General features: G+C 30.2%; 12 protein-coding genes. 11 read left to right on the top strand and 1 reads right to left on the bottom strand.

Annotation, left to right across the window (positions count from 1 at the left end; genetic code table 11):
- The first annotated feature begins 32 nt into the window (after window positions 1–32).
- The 9 genes from WKS98_RS01290 (at window position 33) to holA (ending at window position 9,830) form a co-directional block, all read left to right on the top strand.
- Window positions 33–860, top strand: coding sequence for a deoxyribonuclease IV (locus tag WKS98_RS01290; RefSeq protein WP_498916230.1), 828 nt, complete (start codon window positions 33–35; stop codon window positions 858–860).
- Between the two features lie 10 nt (window positions 861–870).
- A complete protein-coding gene (nth, locus tag WKS98_RS01285; RefSeq protein WP_498916229.1) occupies window positions 871–1,506 on the top strand; it encodes an endonuclease III in 636 nt (211 codons plus the stop codon).
- Window positions 1,499–1,963 (top strand): tRNA (cytidine(34)-2'-O)-methyltransferase, encoded by a 465-nt coding sequence (locus tag WKS98_RS01280; protein WP_498916227.1) that lies wholly within the window; start codon window positions 1,499–1,501, stop codon window positions 1,961–1,963. Before nth ends, WKS98_RS01280 begins: the two co-directional genes overlap by 8 nt.
- Window positions 1,964–2,101: 138 nt before the next feature.
- Window positions 2,102–3,106 (top strand): type I glyceraldehyde-3-phosphate dehydrogenase, encoded by a 1,005-nt coding sequence (gene gap / locus WKS98_RS01275; protein ID WP_498916225.1) that lies wholly within the window; start codon window positions 2,102–2,104, stop codon window positions 3,104–3,106.
- Between the two features lie 48 nt (window positions 3,107–3,154).
- Complete coding sequence (locus tag WKS98_RS01270) at window positions 3,155–4,351, top strand: phosphoglycerate kinase (protein WP_498916223.1); 1,197 nt, start codon at window positions 3,155–3,157, stop codon at window positions 4,349–4,351.
- 8 nt (window positions 4,352–4,359) lie between these two features.
- Window positions 4,360–5,106 (top strand): triose-phosphate isomerase, encoded by a 747-nt coding sequence (gene tpiA / locus WKS98_RS01265; RefSeq protein ID WP_498916222.1) that lies wholly within the window; start codon window positions 4,360–4,362, stop codon window positions 5,104–5,106.
- A 12-nt stretch (window positions 5,107–5,118) separates the two neighbouring features.
- A complete protein-coding gene (eno, locus tag WKS98_RS01260) occupies window positions 5,119–6,402 on the top strand; it encodes a phosphopyruvate hydratase (RefSeq protein ID WP_498916220.1) in 1,284 nt (427 codons plus the stop codon).
- Between the two features lie 93 nt (window positions 6,403–6,495).
- The gene (locus WKS98_RS01255; RefSeq protein WP_498916218.1) at window positions 6,496–8,865 is read left to right on the top strand and encodes a DNA internalization-related competence protein ComEC/Rec2; all 2,370 of its coding nucleotides are present in this window, start codon (window positions 6,496–6,498) and stop codon (window positions 8,863–8,865) included.
- Window positions 8,844–9,830 (top strand): DNA polymerase III subunit delta, encoded by a 987-nt coding sequence (gene holA, locus WKS98_RS01250; protein ID WP_498916217.1) that lies wholly within the window; start codon window positions 8,844–8,846, stop codon window positions 9,828–9,830. Before WKS98_RS01255 ends, holA begins: the two co-directional genes overlap by 22 nt.
- A 54-nt stretch (window positions 9,831–9,884) precedes the next feature.
- On the opposite strand, the gene rpsT is transcribed toward holA, so the two are convergent.
- Window positions 9,885–10,148 (bottom strand): 30S ribosomal protein S20, encoded by a 264-nt coding sequence (gene rpsT, locus WKS98_RS01245; RefSeq protein ID WP_498916215.1) that lies wholly within the window; start codon window positions 10,146–10,148, stop codon window positions 9,885–9,887.
- Between the two features lie 321 nt (window positions 10,149–10,469).
- Here rpsT and lepA point away from each other — a divergent pair, with 321 nt between their 5' ends.
- On the top strand, window positions 10,470–12,281 hold the full coding sequence (gene lepA, locus WKS98_RS01240; RefSeq protein WP_498916213.1) for a translation elongation factor 4: 1,812 nt from the start codon (window positions 10,470–10,472) through the stop codon (window positions 12,279–12,281).
- Entirely contained in the window at window positions 12,265–13,422 is a 1,158-nt protein-coding gene (gene hemW, locus WKS98_RS01235) for a radical SAM family heme chaperone HemW (protein WP_498916211.1), read from the top strand. The genes lepA and hemW overlap by 17 nt, the downstream gene beginning before the upstream one ends.
- Window positions 13,423–13,521 lie beyond the last annotated feature (99 nt).

Raw genomic sequence — 13,521 nt, 5'->3', positions numbered from 1 at the left:
TGTTTATGCTATAATGATGTATGAGGTGAATTATGAAATTAGGTTTTCACGTTTCAACAAGTAAGGGATATCCCAATGCTATTAGCGAGTCATTAAACCAAGGTGCTAGCACTTTTCAATTTTTTGCCAGTAATCCGAGGGGGAATAGTAGAAGAGTTTTAGAGAATGAAGAAATTAATGAATTTATTTCTTTTAGAAAAGAGAAGAATTTTGACACATTGGTTTGTCATGCTCCCTATGTTATAAATTTGGCTTCAAATAAATCAAATGTTGTTGAAAATGCTAAGGATATAATTTCAAAAGATATGTATAGACTTAGTAAACTTAATGTTGATAGATATGTTCTTCACCCAGGAAATCATGTGGGTCAGGGCTCTAAAAAGGGAATGGATTTAATTGTTAAATCATTAAATGAGGTATTAAATGATGAATTTGAAATCTATTTATGCCTTGAAACTATGTCTGGTATGGGAACTGAAATAGGAAGTAAGTTTGAAGAGTTGACTTATATAATTAAAAATATTACTTATAAAAAGGTAGCGGTTTGTCTCGATACATGCCATATATACTCAGCAGGTTATGACATTAAAAATGACTATGAGGGTGTAATGGATGAATTTGACAGAATTATTGGACTTGATAAATTAAAAGTAATTCACTTTAATGACACATTAAAAGAATTAGGTTCAAAAAAAGATAGACATGAGAAAATAGGCGAAGGAGTATTGGGAGTAGAAACCTTTAAAAAATTTATTAATGATAAGAGATTAAAAGACATTCCAATAATATTAGAAACTCCTAACGACCTAGATGGATATAAAAAAGAAATAGAAATGATTAGGAATTGGAAAAATGAGTAAGCATTTAACAATGAAAGTAATTAGCCATGTGCTGGATATATTAGAAGAAACCTATCCAGACGCTAAGGCTGAATTAAATTATACAACTCCATATGAACTTTTAATTGCAACTATATTATCAGCTCAATGCACAGATGTTAGAGTTAATAAGACTACTGCGGTGCTATTTAAAAATTACAATACACCGGAGAAAATGGTCAGCCTTTCTGTTGATGAACTTGGTAACATTATAAAAAGCTGTGGATTTTTTAATTCAAAAAGCAAAAATATACTTTTAACCAGTCAAATCTTAATCGATGAATTCAATTCAGAAGTACCACAAACTATGGAAGAGTTAGTAAAGCTTCCAGGTGTTGGAAGAAAGACAGCGAACGTTGTACTTTCAAATGCATTTGATGTACCATCTATTGCTGTAGACACCCATGTGTTTAGGGTCTCCAATAGAATAGGAATTGCTAATGCGGATAATGTGGAAAAGACAGAAAAGCAATTAAGAAGAAGAATAGATAGAGATAGATGGAGCAAGAGCCATCATACTTTAATATTTCATGGAAGAAGGATTTGTAGCTCAAGGAGTCCGAAGTGTGGAATTTGTCCTGTGAGTTCATATTGCTTATATTATAAGAAAGAGGCGAAAAATGTTTAATGTAGTATTACTGGAGCCTGAAAAGCCTACAAATACGGGGAATATTGGAAGAACCTGCTATTTAACCGACACAAGACTTCATCTTATAAGGCCGTTTAAATTTAAAATGGATGATAAAACCCTTAGACGTACAGGACTTGACTATTGGAAAGACGTAGATGTTGTTATTTATGACAATTATGAGGATTTTCTTTTGAAAAATCCAGGTATAAATATTTATTATGCAACAACTAAAGCAAGTAATTATTATTCAGAGGTCGAATTTAAAGATGGTGACTTTATTATGTTCGGAAAAGAGTCAGCTGGAATACCTGAAAGCATTTTAAATAGGAATAAGGAACAATGTATTAAAATACCTATGACAAATAAATTAAAACGATCATTAAATCTATCGAATTCTGTAGCGATTATACTTTATGAAGCTTTAAGACAAAGTGATTTTAACTGTTTGTTATAAATTTAATTAAAATTAGAAAAAAAGTATTAAAATGAGAGTTTATTTGAAATTTGGGTATACAATTTAGTGATGATTATAATGTTTAGACATTATGATATATGTAAAAGATTAAAAACTATATAATACTAGGAGGTATATATGAAAGTAGCAGTAAATGGTTTTGGTAGAATAGGAAGGGATGTTGTTAGACAAATCTTCGAAAGAAAAGAAGCTGATCTTGAGCTTGTTGCAATTAACTTTAGTTCGGATTTAGATACAATGGCTCATCTTTTCAAGTATGATTCACTTTATGGTAAGTTTGATGGAACTATTGAAGTTAAAGACGACTCATTTGTTATAAATGACAAAGTTGTTAAGATTGTAAACGATAGAGACCCAGCAAAGCTTCCTTGGAAAGAATTAGGAGTAGAACTTGTAATCGATTCTACAGGAGCTTTCAAAGACGCTGAAGGTTTAGGAAAACATATTGAAGCTGGAGCAAAAAAAGTTATTTTAACAGCACCTGGAAAAGGAATAAAGACAATCGTAATGGGTGTAAACTGTGATACTTATGATCCAGAAAAAGACAATATAATTTCTAATGCTTCTTGTACTACAAACTGTTTAGCACCAGTAACAAAAGTTATTGATGAAAACTTTGGTATTAAACGTGGTCTTATGACAACTATTCACGCTTATACTGGAGATCAAAACATCCATGATAACAAACACAGAGACTTAAGAAGAGCAAGAGCTGCTGCACTAAGCATGGTTCCTACTACAACAGGTGCTGCAAAGGCCGTTTCGCTAGTTCTTCCTCAAATGGAAGGTAAATTAAGTGGATACGCTGTAAGAGTTCCAGTTCCTACAGTTTCTTTAGTTGACGTTACTTTTGAACTTGAAAAAGATGTTACAAAGGAAGAAGTTAACGAAGCAGTTAAAAAAGCTTCAGAAAACGAATTAAAGGGAATTTTAGGATACTCAGATGAACCACTTGTTTCAATTGACTATCAAAAAGACCCAAGAGCTTCTATATTTGACTCTGCATTAACAACTGTTATAGATGGTAACTTTGTTAAAGTGGTTTCTTGGTATGACAATGAATGGGGATATTCACAAAGAGTAATTGACTTAGCTGAACTTGTAGCTAAAAACTATAAATAATATTTTGGCCCGGTTCATACCGGGCTAAATTTAAGTAAAGGTGATAAAATGTTAAATAAAAAAACTTTAAAAGATCTTAATGTAGATGGTAAAAGGGTACTTGTGAGGGTAGACTACAATGTGCCTATTTCATCTGAAACAGGTGAAATTTCTGATGACACAAGAATAGTTGCATCCCTTGATACAATAAAATACCTATTAGATCACAATGCAAAAGTTATACTTATGTCTCACTTAGGAAGACCTAAAAATGGACCTGAAAAGAAATTTTCATTAGAACCAGTAGCAAAAAAACTTTCTGAATTAATAGAAAAAGATGTTAGATTTTTACAATCAGATACAGTAGTTGATGAAAAAGTAAAGGAAGCTTGTAATAATTTAGTAAGTGGAGACATTGTTCTTTTAGAAAATACAAGATTTAGAGCTGAAGAAACAAAAAATGGTGATGAGTTTGCAAAAGAATTAGCTTCCCTTGCAGATTTATATGTAAATGATGCCTTTGGTACATCCCATAGAGCCCATGCTTCAAATGTTGGTGTGTCAAAATATCTTGAATCAGCACTTGGATTTTTAGTTGAAAAAGAAGTTAGTATAATGGGAAAAGCCTTAGAAAACCCAGAAAGACCTTTTATAGCAATTCTTGGAGGAGCTAAGGTTAGCGATAAGATTGGTGTTATAGACAACTTACTTGACAAGGTTGATGGTATTCTCGTAGGTGGAGGAATGGCATGGACATTCTTAAAATCTGAAGGATACGAAGTTGGTAAGTCCCTTGTAGAAAATGATAAGTTGGATTTAGCGAAAGAGCTTCTTAAAAAAGCAACAGAAAAGGGAGTTAAGTTTTTCTTACCAATCGATGCTGTAGTAGCAGAAGAAATGACAGAAGATTCTCCTTCAAAAGTTATTTCTATAAATGACTTTACTCCAGAAGAAAAAGCTTTTGATATTGGTCCAAGAACCGTTTCTGTATTTGTTGAAGAAATTAAAAAGTCAAAGACAGTTGTCTGGAATGGTCCTATGGGAGTTTTTGAAATAAAACAATTTGCAAATGGAACATTCGATATAGCCAAAGCACTATCAGAAGTAGATGCTACAACAATTATTGGTGGTGGAGATTCTGCTTCAGCTATAGAAAAGTCAGGATATAAGAATAAGGTAACTCATGTTTCAACAGGCGGAGGAGCTTCATTAGAATTTTTAGAAGGTAAGACTCTACCAGGAATTGACGCCATTTCAAATAAATAGGAGGGAAAATGCGTAAGCCTATAATAGCGGGAAACTGGAAGATGAATAATACTCCATCGGATACAAAGTTATTTATAAACTCTTTGAAACAAAAAGAGCTTTCAAAGGATGTCGAAAAAATAATAGCTACACCATTTACTTCCCTTTACCTTGCCAGTGAACTTTTAAGTAATACGGATATAAAACTTGGCGCTCAAAATATGTATTTTGAGGATAGAGGAGCTTTTACAGGGGAAGTATCTGGACAAATGCTTAGAGATTCCGATGTATCTTATGTAATTATTGGACACTCAGAGAGAAGAGAAATATTTAATGAATCTGATGAACTATTGAATAAAAAAGTTAAAGCTGCTATTTCTAAAGAGTTGTCACCAATCCTTTGTTGTGGTGAAACCTTAGAAGAAAGAGAAGCTTCAAAATATAAAGAGAAAATAAAAAATCAAATTACAAAAGATTTAGAAGGAATTTCTGAAAAAGATTTAGACAAACTTGTTGTTGCCTATGAACCTATTTGGGCAATTGGTACAGGAAAAACAGCTTCTCCTGAAGATGCTGAAGAAATGTGCAAGTACATTAGAGGTATCTTAGAAGAACTATATTCTAAAGATTTAGCAGATAAAACAAGAATTTTATATGGTGGATCTGTTAAGCCTGAAAATATAAAAGAAATTATGGCTAAGGAAAATATTGATGGAGCTCTCGTTGGAGGAGCGAGTTTAAAGGTTGATAGTTTCACAAGTTTAATAAATTATTAATTGGAGGTTAGTATGAGCAGAATTATAGATATATATGCAAGAGAAGTTCTTGATTCAAGAGGAAATCCTACTGTGGAAGTTGAAGTTTTAACCGAAGAAGGTGGAGTTGGTAGAGCTATAGTTCCTTCAGGAGCATCAACAGGAGCTCACGAAGCCGTTGAGCTTAGAGATGGTGACAAATCAAGATACCTTGGAAAAGGTGTTCAAAATGCAGTGGACAATGTAAATGAAATAATTGCAGATGAAATAATTGGAGAAGAAGTTCTTGAACAAGTTAGAATAGATAACCTTATGATAGAACTTGACGGAACACCAAATAAAGGTAAACTAGGCGCTAATGCAATCCTTGGAGTTTCGATTGCAGTAGCTAAGGCAGCGGCAGATGAATTAGGACTTCATCTATATGAATATCTTGGCGGTGTTAATTCTAAAGTAATCCCACTTCCTATGATGAATATATTAAATGGTGGAGAACATGCAGATAATAATGTTGACATTCAAGAATTCATGATAATGCCTGTGGGTGCAGATACATTTAAAGAAGCAATAAGAATGGGTGCAGAAATTTTCCATTCACTTAAGAATGTATTAAAGGGCAAAGGACTAAATACAGCAGTTGGTGATGAAGGAGGCTTTGCTCCAAATCTTAACTCAAATGAAGAAGCTCTTGAAACAATAGTAGAAGCTATTAAAGAAGCAGGATATAGACCAAAAGAAGATGTTGTTTTAGCTCTAGACGTTGCATCAACAGAAATGTTTGAAGATGGAAAGTACAACTTTAAAGGTGAAGGAGTAGTTAGAACTACTGATGAACTTATTTCATACTATGAAATGTTAGTTGAAAAATATCCTATAATCTCTATTGAAGATGGTCTTGCAGAAGACGATTGGGATGGTTGGGCAAAACTTACAGAAAAACTTGGAAAGAAAATTCAATTAGTGGGAGACGATCTATTTGTAACTAATGTTGAAAGACTTAAAAAGGGAATTGAAATGAATGTTTCAAATTCTATACTTATTAAGTTAAATCAAATTGGTACAATCACAGAAACACTAGATGCTATAGAACTTGCAAAGAGACATGGATTTACTTGTGTTATCTCTCACAGATCTGGAGAAACAGAGGACACTACAATTGCAGACCTTGCGGTAGCAGTTAATAGTGGACAAATTAAAACAGGTTCAGCTTCAAGAACAGATAGAATAGCAAAATACAATCAATTATTAAGAATTGAAGACTATCTAGAAGATGAAGCTATTTTCGAAGGCATAGATGCATTCTATAACTTAAGATAATATAAATAATTGGCTCTATTTTATAGGGCCAATTTTTTTAATATTCCAAAATTTATTATATAATTGAATTGATATAATATTTTGGAGTAGAAAATGAAGAAATATAATTCGGTAATCATACTTGCAATAGTCATAGCAACAATGTTTTTTGGATATTTTTTTGAAATCAATAAATTATTATATATATCAGCCTTTGCCATTAGCATCGGTTTATTTTTGTTTTCGAATAAAAATTTAATATACATATCCCTTGGAATAATTTTGGGAGTACTTTGTTTATATAGACATGATAATTTGCAAAATAATTTTAATTATGCCTTAGATAATAGATTCTTTTATATTGATGGTGTAGTTACAAAATCGATTGAAAAAGAAGATTTTACAACACTTTATATAAAAGATGTTTTATTAGATGGAAATAAAAAAGGCCCTAACATATATGCTTATTATAATGGTGATTACAATTTTAAAATAGGAGATAAAGTTAAGTTTAGCACAAAGTTATACATACCAAAAAATAAAAAAATTCCAGGTAGATTTAACTTTTATAATTATTTAATGGCCAAAGATCTATTTTCCTATAGTTATGCAAATAATATTTCAAAGAAAGGCGTTTCTGAAAAACATTTATTGAAGTTGCAGAGAAGTTTTGACGAACTTATTAAGTCTAGAGTTTCTAACTTTAATGAAAATCTTTCTAATTTTTTATATTCTGCTTCAACAGGGAGAAATATAATAAATTTGGAGATAAAAGATGAATATAGAGACTTAGGAATTTCACATATTCTTGCTATTAGTGGATTTCACATTATGATTATCTACTCTAGCATCATGTTTTGTTTGGGACTATTAAGTATTGATATGAAGATTAGAAAAATATTATCTGTTACTTTTGTAGGCTTTTATTGCCTACTTATAGATTTTCCTTTTTCATCACTGAGAGCATTTCTATTTTTACTTATTAGTGTAATATCATATTTAGCAATGATGCCAGAAGATAGAAAGAAAACAATTGCTATTTCAGCGCTTATAATAATATTGATTTATCCTACTTCAATTTTTGATATAGGATTTCAATTTTCATTCCTTGCAGTTACTGCTATGGAGATTATATATCCAATAATAAAAAACAAAAATGAAAAAGATAGTTCAATCACAAATTTGGTTTATTTAATCGTTTCGGTAAACATATTAATATTTCCACTGCAATTATATTATTTTAAAAGTTTTTCATACTTTATTTTCCTTGGAAATTTATTTGTAGTTCCTACTTTAACAATAGTTTTATACTTGTTTATTCCGTATATTCTACTGGCAAGAATACCTTTATTGGGAAGTACAATAAAGGTATTAATTAATCTTACATTTAAAATTTCCGAATATGTAATGAAGGGGCTTACTCCTAACAATGGATTCAGTAAAATTGAAGTAAGCCTTAACATGGAAAATGTATTGCTCTATTTTTGTGTTTTAGCTGTGATTTTAATAGTACACTACAATAGGTATCAATATGAAAAGCTGTTAAAGCAAAATACAAAAATATTCTTATTACTTTTTACCTGTACTTTTGTTTTTAATATACTTTTAAACACTACAAGGCCAATAGCAACACTTACAATGATTGACATAGGACAGGGGGATTGTTTTTTACTAAGATATAAAGACGAATATTACTTAGTGGACACTGGAGGAAAAATTAAAGAAGGAGATAACTCAGAAATAGTTTTCGATAATTTATCCTATACAAAAGTAAAAGAATTAAATGGAATATTTTTATCCCATCTTGATAAAGATCATATTGGCAATATTGGTTTCATAATGGAAAAATATCCTACCACACCTGTGTATTCCCACATAGGCAGTACCGAATATCTTTATAATGACTTTATTAAAAAAGACTTTAAGTCCATTGAATTAAAAAAAGGTAATATACTAAAGAAAGAAGATTTAAATATAAAAGTTTTAAACTCATCTAATGATAGGGAAGAAAATGACAACTCTTTAGTACTTTTAATGCATATAAAGGATGCTAAAATCCTATTTACAGGGGATATTACAGCAGAAATTGAAGAAAACTTGCTCGATGAAGATATTAATGTGGATATTTTAAAAATTGCTCACCATGGATCTAAATATTCATACTCTGAAGAGTTTTATAAAAAAACAAACCCTAAGATTGCGCTTATTTCAGTTGGTGAGTACAATTCTTATAACCACCCAGATGTAAATATTATAAAGTACTTAAATGATAACAAAATTAAGACATTTAGAACAGATATTTTAGGCAATTGTTATATAGATTTCTACGAAAATTATATGAAAAGTTATGATTCAACAAAATATGTTAAAGAAAAAATTTTTTCAGTAGACAAAAAGCTAAGTCTTATTTACTATATGCTAATGTTATATTTTTGTAGAAAAATATTAGTGGAAGAAGAGAGGTGTTTAAAATTAAAAATATAATTTTAATATATGGCAGCGAAAGCTTTTTAATAGAAAAGCATTCTCAAGATATTATAGATAAATTAGTAGATAAAAGTTTTTATGATTTTAACGTTTCAAAATTTGATTTTGAAGATATTGATATGGAAAAACTTTATAATAGTTTACAGACTTTGCCTCTAATGAGTGATAATAAAGTTGTAATAATTGAGAATATGCCCTTAGATAAAGGAGCAATTTCTAAATATAAAACCATTTTTGAAGATCTAGCTAATATAATTACCAATGTACCACCTTCAACCTATTTAATAATAAATTCATCTACTGAGAAATTATTTAACGGTAAGTTTTTAAAAAAATTTAAAGAAGTTGGAGATATAAAGGTAGTTAATAAACTAAATAGACCTGAGTTAATGAAATATATATCGACCTATTTAGGAGTTAAACAATCGGACAATGTTAAACTAATTAATTATATTGTGGACAATAGCGGATATTTGATTGCTGAGTTGAAGATGACATTGCTCGATTTAAACAACGAGCTAGATAAAATAAAAAATTTAGATTTAAATGCTTCGGACAAAGATATTGTAGATACATTAACTAAAATTTCTGATTATAACATCTTTAACTTAACTGATAGCATTTTGGAAAAATCACTAAAAAAATCCTTATTGATTTATAATACATTAATGGATGATAATGCTGATGCTTTTAGAATATTTTATATGATTCTAAGGACTATTAGAAATATCCTAATAATAAAAGAGTGTAGACGTAGGGGAATGAATAATATTCAAATAACAAAAAAGTATTCCATATCAAATTTCGAACTTAAAAAGATAGAAAGATTTATAAATATTTGGACCTACAAGGACTTAAAAGAATCCATTAATATTTCATATGATTTAGAGGTAGGGCTAAAATCTAAACCTATTAAACCAAAAACACAGGTTGAAAGCTATATACTCAATCTATGTTCCTAACAAAATAGACATTAAATAAGAGATAATGAAACCATTATCTCTTTACTAAATGTATTATTTTGAAACATTTAATTTTTTTGCTAATCTACTTACTTGTCTTGAAGCTGTATTCTTGTGTATGATATTTTTTGCAGTTGCTTTCTTCAATTTTTTATCAATCAATCTTAATAATTTTTTTGCTTCATCAAAATTTTCGTCAGTTATAGCTTTTTCAAACTTCTTAATATAAGTTTTGATTTCTGACTTTCTAGATTTGTTTTCAAGAGTTTGTCTCTTAGTAACTTCAATTCTTTTAATAGCTGATTTTATATTTGCCATCGTTTCACCTCCTGCACATAACATTGTTATTATAATATAGCAAATGGTAAAAATCAAGATAATTATTATTTAAACTTCAAGATATAGTTCATATTTTTAATTTTTTTGTCTTTTTTGTAGCATTTTCGCGTGAAAATTTAAATATTTTAAAAATTTTTGTGAATTTAAAACTATAAATAAAATTGCTAAGTGAAATTAGTTGTCTATGTTTAAAGTGTGTTATAATGTTCTTGATTTCAAAGATTATGATAAAATGTATTTAATTTAGAGAAATTACTTTTACACAAAATAAAAGTAATTTAAATAGAGATGAGGTATTAAATGGATATAAAAAAATCTAATATCAGAAACTTTTGTATTATTGCGCATATTGACCATGGAAAGTCAACTTTAGCTGATAGATTAATAGAAAACACAGGCACCCTATCAAAGAGAGAAATGGAAGAGCAGGTTCTAGATAGTATGGATCTTGAAAGGGAAAGAGGTATAACTATTAAATTAAAAGCTATTAAATTAAAATATAGAGCAGAAGATGGGGAAGATTATATTTTAAACTTAATAGACACGCCGGGCCATGTGGACTTTTCATATGAGGTATCAAGAAGTCTTGCTGCTTGTGAAGGAGCAGTTTTAATAGTTGATGCAAGTCAAGGGGTGGAAGCACAAACCCTTGCCAATGTTTATCTTGCACTGGACCAAGACTTAGAGATTCTTCCTGTAATAAATAAAATTGATTTACCTTCCGCAGATATTGATTTTGCAAAGAGAGAGATTGAAGATATCATTGGCCTTGATACCGAAGGTGTTCCACAAATCTCTGCTAAGGAAGGAACAAATATAGACCAAGTTCTAGAAGATATTGTAAATAATGTTCCAGCACCAATTGGTGACGACAATGAGCCTTTAAAGGCACTTATTTTTGATTCATACTACGATTCATATAAAGGGGTAGTATCATATGTAAGAGTTTTTGATGGGGTTATTAAACCTGGAATGGATATTAAGATGATGTCTACAGGTAAGACATTTGAAGTTACTGAAGTTGGTTATACTGCAGGAGGACCAGTTTCAGTTAAAGAGCTTAGAGCAGGAGATGTAGGTTTTGTAGTTGCATCTATTAAAAATGTTAGAGACTCTAAAGTTGGGGACACAATTACTTCAGCAGAGAATCCTACAAAGGATCCACTACCTGGTTATAAAGATGTAACTCCTATGGTATACTGCGGAATTTATCCTGCAGAAGGCGAAGAATATAATGCAATAAGAGAAGCTTTAGAAAAATTACAAGTAAATGATGCTTCATTAGTTTTTGAACCTGAAACATCACAAGCTTTGGGTTTTGGTTTTAGATGTGGTTTCTTAGGACTTCTTCATATGGAGATAATTCAAGAGAGACTGGATAGGGAATTTGATTTAAATATCATAGCTACAGCACCTTCAGTTATTTATAATGTAATGACTAAGGCTGGAGAAATGCTTACAATACAAAACCCTTCTAACTTACCTGACCCTTCAGAGATTGAATACATGGAGGAACCTATCGTCGATGCAAACATAATGGCTCCAACAGATTATGTAGGCGCTATTATGGAAATATGCCAAAACAAGAGGGGAACTTTTGTAAATATGGAATATCTTGACGAGAAAAGAGTGAACATAAACTATATAATGCCTCTAAATGAAGTTATATACGACTTTTTTGACGCGTTAAAGTCAAAGACAAGGGGTTATGCTTCACTTGACTACGAATTTAAAGGATATCAACAATCTAATCTTGATAAACTTGATATTTTAATTAATGGAGAATTAGTAGATGCATTTTCATTAATTGTTCATAGAGATAAAGCCTATGAAAGAGCAAGAGTTATAGTTGAAAAGCTTAAGGATGAAATTCCAAGACATCAATTTGCAGTTCCTATTCAAGCGTCCATTGGATCAAAAATTATTGCAAGGGAAACTGTAAGGGCGCTTAGAAAAGACGTTCTGGCAAAATGCTATGGTGGAGATATTTCAAGAAAGAGAAAACTACTTGAAAAGCAAAAAGAAGGAAAGAAGAGAATGAGACAAATTGGATCTGTTGAAGTTCCTCAAAATGCCTTCCTTGCAGTATTAAAATATGACGAAGACAAATAATTTAGCAAAAAAAGCTGGACTATATATCCATATTCCATTTTGTGCGTCGAAATGTTATTACTGTGACTTTTCTACCATGCCATACCAAGATAAGAGAATTGATGAATATTTCCTGTATCTTTTTGAGGAAATAAATTATTCATACGAGAACTGGAAAGACTTTGAATTTGATACAATCTTCTTAGGTGGAGGTACACCTAATTACGTTCCAAGCGAAAAGATTATTCAGTTGGATAAATTAATAAAATCTAGATTTAATATTTCTGAAGACATAGAGTACACCATAGAATGTAATCCCGAATATCTTGAAAAAAATAAAGTAGAAGATTATCTAAACTGTGGAATAAATAGGTTCTCAGTAGGGGTACAGACATTTAACGACTCTATTTTAAAAAAGTTAGGCAGACTTCATACAGGCGAAATTGCCTATAAAAATATAATGAAGCTTAAATCTTTTGGAGTTAAAAATATAAGTTTAGATTTTATTATGGGACTTCCTGGGCAAAAAGAAGATAGTCTATTAAACGATTTAAATATAATTAAAGAGTTAGATGTAAACCACATTTCTTATTATGACCTTATAATTGAAGATAATACTAGATTTAATTTTGAATATAAAAAAGGAAATTTAAATCTACCAAGTGAATATGTAAATAGAAAATACTATCATGAAGTTATTAATTTTTTGAAACACATTGGTATTTTTCAATATGAAATATCAAATTTTTCTAAACCAGGCTATGAATCAAAACATAATTTAAAATATTGGCATACTATGCCATATGCGGCCTTTGGATTAGGAGCAAGTGGTTATAATGGCGGTATAAGGTATACCAATCATCATAGATATAAAGATTATATAAACTCAATTAAACAAAAAGTTGTTCCCACTGAGATTATAGACAATCTAAGTAAGGAAGATAGACTTTTTGAAAAGATTATAATGAATATGAGACTTATAGAAGGTGTATCTACAAAAAAATTATTAGAAGAGTTTGGATATGACATATGGAAAGACAACTCAGAGCTAATAAAAAGTTATGAAAAAAACAATTTGATAAAAGTTTTTGATGATAGAATAGCCTTTACAGATTATGGTTTTGACATATCTAATAAATTTTTTAAAGATCTTTTGATTTAATGTTGACAAAAGATCTTTTTTGTTTTATCATAATATTAGCACTTGAGGTTAGTGAGTGCTAATCGAGAAAGGATTTGATTTTATGAACTATTCCGACAT

The sequence above is a fragment of the Lagierella sp. ICN-221743 genome (assembly GCF_037890055.1).
Lineage (GTDB): Bacteria > Bacillota > Clostridia > Tissierellales > Peptoniphilaceae > Mediannikoviicoccus.
This window is presented reverse-complemented; position numbering and strand designations above follow the sequence as displayed.

Bases quoted from the DNA above. Each gene is read 5' to 3' on its own strand.
- gap (WP_498916225.1), top strand. From the start codon at position 2,102: ATGAAAGTAGCAGTAAATGGTTTTGGTAGAATAGGAAGGGATGTTGTT.
- tpiA (WP_498916222.1), top strand. From the start codon at position 4,360: ATGCGTAAGCCTATAATAGCGGGAAACTGGAAGATGAATAATACTCCA.
- eno (WP_498916220.1), top strand. From the start codon at position 5,119: ATGAGCAGAATTATAGATATATATGCAAGAGAAGTTCTTGATTCAAGA.
- WKS98_RS01270 (WP_498916223.1), top strand. From the start codon at position 3,155: ATGTTAAATAAAAAAACTTTAAAAGATCTTAATGTAGATGGTAAAAGG.
- WKS98_RS01290 (WP_498916230.1), top strand. From the start codon at position 33: ATGAAATTAGGTTTTCACGTTTCAACAAGTAAGGGATATCCCAATGCT.
- WKS98_RS01280 (WP_498916227.1), top strand. From the start codon at position 1,499: ATGTTTAATGTAGTATTACTGGAGCCTGAAAAGCCTACAAATACGGGG.
- rpsT (WP_498916215.1), bottom strand. From the start codon at position 10,148: ATGGCAAATATAAAATCAGCTATTAAAAGAATTGAAGTTACTAAGAGA.
- nth (WP_498916229.1), top strand. From the start codon at position 871: ATGAAAGTAATTAGCCATGTGCTGGATATATTAGAAGAAACCTATCCA.
- lepA (WP_498916213.1), top strand. From the start codon at position 10,470: ATGGATATAAAAAAATCTAATATCAGAAACTTTTGTATTATTGCGCAT.
- WKS98_RS01255 (WP_498916218.1), top strand. From the start codon at position 6,496: ATGAAGAAATATAATTCGGTAATCATACTTGCAATAGTCATAGCAACA.
- hemW (WP_498916211.1), top strand. From the start codon at position 12,265: ATGACGAAGACAAATAATTTAGCAAAAAAAGCTGGACTATATATCCAT.